The following is a 3,681-nucleotide window of genomic DNA, read 5'->3' on the forward strand; positions in this document are numbered from 1 at the left end:
GTGTTCGACCACAGCGCCACCGCGGCGCTGTGGTCGAACACGATCGGCCTGCTGGTCCTCGTGGTCGCCGTGCCGACCATGGGCCACCTGTCCGACAGGATCGGCCGCAAGCCGCTGCTGCTGGCCTGCTGCGCCGCTTTCATCGTGCTCAGCTACCCGCTGTTCTCGGTCATGGCGTCCGGCGCCGGTTTCCTCACCGTAGCTGCGATCCAGATCGTGTTCGGCCTGATGATCGCGCTGTTCTCCGGCGCCGGTCCGGCCGCCATCGCCGAGATCTTCCCGACCAACTCGCGCTCGACCTGGATGTCCACCGGCTATAGCCTGGCGACGGCGATCTTCGGCGGCTTTGCCCCGTACATCGCCACTTGGCTGATCAGCACCACCGGGTCGCCGGTGGCGCCGACCTACTATCTGATCGCCGCCGCCATCGTCTCCGCCGTCGTCATCGCCGGGCTGCGCGAGACGGCGCGCGACCAGCTGGGCTGAGGCCGCCGATGCAGATCCTCTTTCCCGGCAAGCGCATCCTGGTGGCCGGCGCCGCCCGCGGCATCGGCCGCGCCATCGCCGAGGCCTTCGCCCAGCGCGGCGCGCAGGTCTTTGCCAGCGACCTGCTGGCGGACGAGGTCGCGGGCTTCGCCGGCCCGGCCGCGGGCGGCGGCGCGATCCACGCTTTGGCCGCGGACGTCACCGACCCGGCATCGGTCGCGGCGATGGTGGCCGCGGCCGGCGGGGAGGGCGGCACGATCGACGGGCTGGTCTATGTCGCCGGCGGCGTGCGCGGCCAGTCCCCGCACCCGGTCGAGGAGGTGGAGCCGGAGGATTGGCGCGCCATCGTCGACGCCAACCTGACCGGCGCCTTCCTCTGCGCCCGCGCCGTGGCCCCGGTGATGAAGCAGGCGGGGCAGGGGCGGATCGTCATCATCTCCAGCCGCTCCGGCCTCGCCACCAGTCTCACCGGGATCCAGAGCTACGCGGCCGCCAAGCACGGCCAGCTGGGCCTGATGAAGCAGCTGGCGGCCGAACTGGGGCCGCATGGCGTCACCGTCAACGCCGTGGCCCCCGGCTTCATGCCGACCAGCCCGGACTACGAGCGGCAATGGGCCGGATATGGCGAGGCCGGCCAGAAGGCGCTGGTCGAGCGCGTGGCGATGCGCCGCCTCGGCCGGCCCGAGGATATTGCTCATGCTGTGCTGTTCCTCGCCTCCGACTACGCGTCCTGGATCACCGGGCAGGTGCTGCCGGTGACCGGCGGCCCCGTGGCCTGACCCTTCAAGGAGTGCCTCCTATGACCGAACCCGCCCTGGAACCCTGGCAGTGGCCCGACGCGCATTGGCAGCGCCTGATCAACCAGGTGCGCGCCGGCCGCGCGCTGCGGCCGGCCGCCTGGCCCGGCGGCGCGCGCTGCGCCGTCGCCCTGTCCTTCGACAGCGACCATGAGACCAACGAGCTGCGCGACGGCGGCAAGTCGATCGGCCGCATGGCCTGGGGCCAGTACGGCAACCGCGTCGGCGTGCCGCGCATCGCCGCGCTGCTGGAGCGGCACAGCGTCAAGGCCACCTTCTACGTCCCGGCGGTGGCCGCCCTGACCCATCCGGACGAGCAGCGCGGCCTGGTCGCGGCCGGGCACGAGATCGGCATCCATGGCTGGATCCACGAGCTCAACTCCGTCCTGCCTTACGAGGCGGAGCGCGACCTGATGATGCGGGCCGCGGAGACGCTGGAGAAGATCACCGGCGTCCGGCCGGTGGGGCTGCGCACCCCGTCCTGGGATTTCAGCCCGAACACGCTGCGTATCGAGGCCGAGATGGGGCTGCTCTACGACAGCTCGCTGATGGCCGATGAGGATTGCTACGAGCTGGTGCTCGAGGGCAAACCCACGGGCATCGTCGAACTGCCGGTGGAATGGGTGCGCGACGACGCGGTGTATTTCATGATGCACCGGTTCCAGAGCCTGCGGCCCTATACGCCGCCGGCCGACGTCTTCGACATCTTCCGGCGTGAGTTCGACGCGGCCTATGAGGAGGGCGGCATCTTCCAGCTGACCTGCCACCCGCACATCATCGGCTACCGGTCGCGCATCTGGATCATCGACGAGCTGATCCGCCACGCCAAGTCGAAGCCGGGCGTGTGGTTCGGCACCCATGCCGAGGTCGCGGCCTGGGCCCGCGACAACGCCGCCTGACGGAGCCGCCGATGACCGACGTGACCCAGGGGCCGGCCGTGGCCCTGGCCTGGCTGGCCAGCCAGAAGGACGCGATGCTGGCGCTGCTCGAGGAGCTGGTGAACATCGATTCCGGCTCCTACGACAAGGCCGGCGTCGATGCGGCGGGGGAACGCCTGCAGCGCTTCTTCGCCGAGCAGGGCATCGCCACGGCGACCGTGCCGCAGGAGCGGCATGGCGACGTCATCCGCGCGACGGTGCCGGCGGCGGGCGGCGGCAACAAGCCGATCGTGCTGATGGGCCATCGTGACACCGTCTTCCCGAAGGGCGAGGCAGGGCGTCGCCCGTTCCGCATTGCGGATGGCCGGGCCTATGGCCCCGGCGTCTGCGACATGAAGGCGGGTCTGGTGATGAACGCCTTCGTGCTGGCGGCCTATGCCCGGTTCGGCGGCGCGCCGGCACCGCTGATCGGCCTCGTCACCAGCGATGAGGAGATCGGGTCGCCCTCCTGCCGCCCGGTGATCGAGGCGACGGCGCGGGAGGCTCGGGCCGTGTTCAACAGCGAGCCCGGGCGGCCCAGCGGCAACGTCGTGACCGGCCGCAAGGGCGGCGTGTTCCTGCAGATGGAGGTGCTGGGCAAGGCCGCGCATTCCGGCGGCAATTTCCAGGACGGCATCAGCGCCATCGCCGAGCTGGCGCACAAGATCGTCGCGCTGCAGGCGGTCACCGATCTCAGCCGCGGCGTGACGCTGAATGTCGGGCTGGTCTCGGGCGGCCAATCGGTCAACACGGTGGCGCCGAAGGCCGAGGCGCAGATCGACCTGCGCTATGTCGAGCCCGCCGAGCGCGACATCGCCGTCGCGGAAATCGAGCGCATCGCGGCGACGGCGACCGTGCCCGGCACCAGCGCGACGGTGGAGATCCGGGGCGAGTTCAAGCCGCTGGTGCAGGACGAGGCCTCGGCCGCGCTGTTCGACACCTATGTCGGCGCCGCGCGGGATGCCGGCCTGTCGGTGGCGGGCGAGTTCTCCGGCGGCTGCGCCGATTCCGGCTTCACCGCCAGCGTCGGCTGCCCGACCATCTGCGCGGTCGGCCCGGTCGGCGGCAAGGCCCATTCGCCCGAGGAGTATATGGAGGTCAACAGCTTCGTGCCCCGGGCGCAGAGCCTGTTCCTGGCGATCGGCCGGCTGGCCGGATGAAGACCCCGCGGCTCGCCCGCGGGGCGCAGGGGCCTAGGGCGGAGTCCGGGCGGCCTCCGCCCCGGCGGCGGATGGCCGTTCCATCCAGCGCTGCAGCGAGGATGAACGGTCCGTCCTGAGGGCCGTATAGGCCTCGACGAGGGCGGCGAGGCTGAAGCCGCGGTTGAGCCCGCTGGGGTTCGGCAGGATCCAGACGGCGGCGCCGCCGAACCGCCACGGTTGCAGGCCCCAATCGACCCTGGCGCCGGCGATCGCCTCATACGCCGCCTTCCCCAGGAAGGCGATCGTCTCGGGCCGGAAATGCTCGATCTTCGCGCGCAG

General features: G+C 71.3%; 5 protein-coding genes. 4 read left to right on the forward strand and 1 reads right to left on the reverse strand.

The window, feature by feature from the left end; all coding sequences use genetic code 11:
• From ABDW35_RS33740 to ABDW35_RS33755, 4 genes are all read left to right on the forward strand, one after another.
• The coding region (locus ABDW35_RS33740) for an MFS transporter (protein WP_343718228.1) at positions 1–486 on the forward strand (486 nt) is incomplete at its 5' end.
• An 8-nt stretch (positions 487–494) separates the two neighbouring features.
• Positions 495–1,265, forward strand: coding sequence for an SDR family NAD(P)-dependent oxidoreductase (locus tag ABDW35_RS33745; protein ID WP_343718229.1), 771 nt, complete (start codon positions 495–497; stop codon positions 1,263–1,265).
• Positions 1,266–1,285: 20 nt separating this feature from the next.
• A complete protein-coding gene (locus ABDW35_RS33750) occupies positions 1,286–2,182 on the forward strand; it encodes a polysaccharide deacetylase (RefSeq protein WP_343718230.1) in 897 nt (298 codons plus the stop codon).
• Between the two features lie 11 nt (positions 2,183–2,193).
• Positions 2,194–3,360 carry a M20 family metallopeptidase gene (locus ABDW35_RS33755; RefSeq protein WP_343718231.1) on the forward strand — a complete coding sequence of 389 codons (1,167 nt, stop codon included), beginning with the start codon at positions 2,194–2,196 and terminating at the stop codon, positions 3,358–3,360.
• A 33-nt stretch (positions 3,361–3,393) separates the two neighbouring features.
• Here ABDW35_RS33755 and ABDW35_RS33760 read toward each other — a convergent pair.
• On the reverse strand, positions 3,394–3,681 hold a 288-nt coding region (locus ABDW35_RS33760; RefSeq protein WP_343718232.1), incomplete at its 5' end, for a uracil-DNA glycosylase family protein.

Origin of the sequence: Inquilinus sp. (genome assembly GCF_039594555.1) — a bacterium.
Lineage (GTDB): Bacteria > Pseudomonadota > Alphaproteobacteria > DSM-16000 > Inquilinaceae > Inquilinus.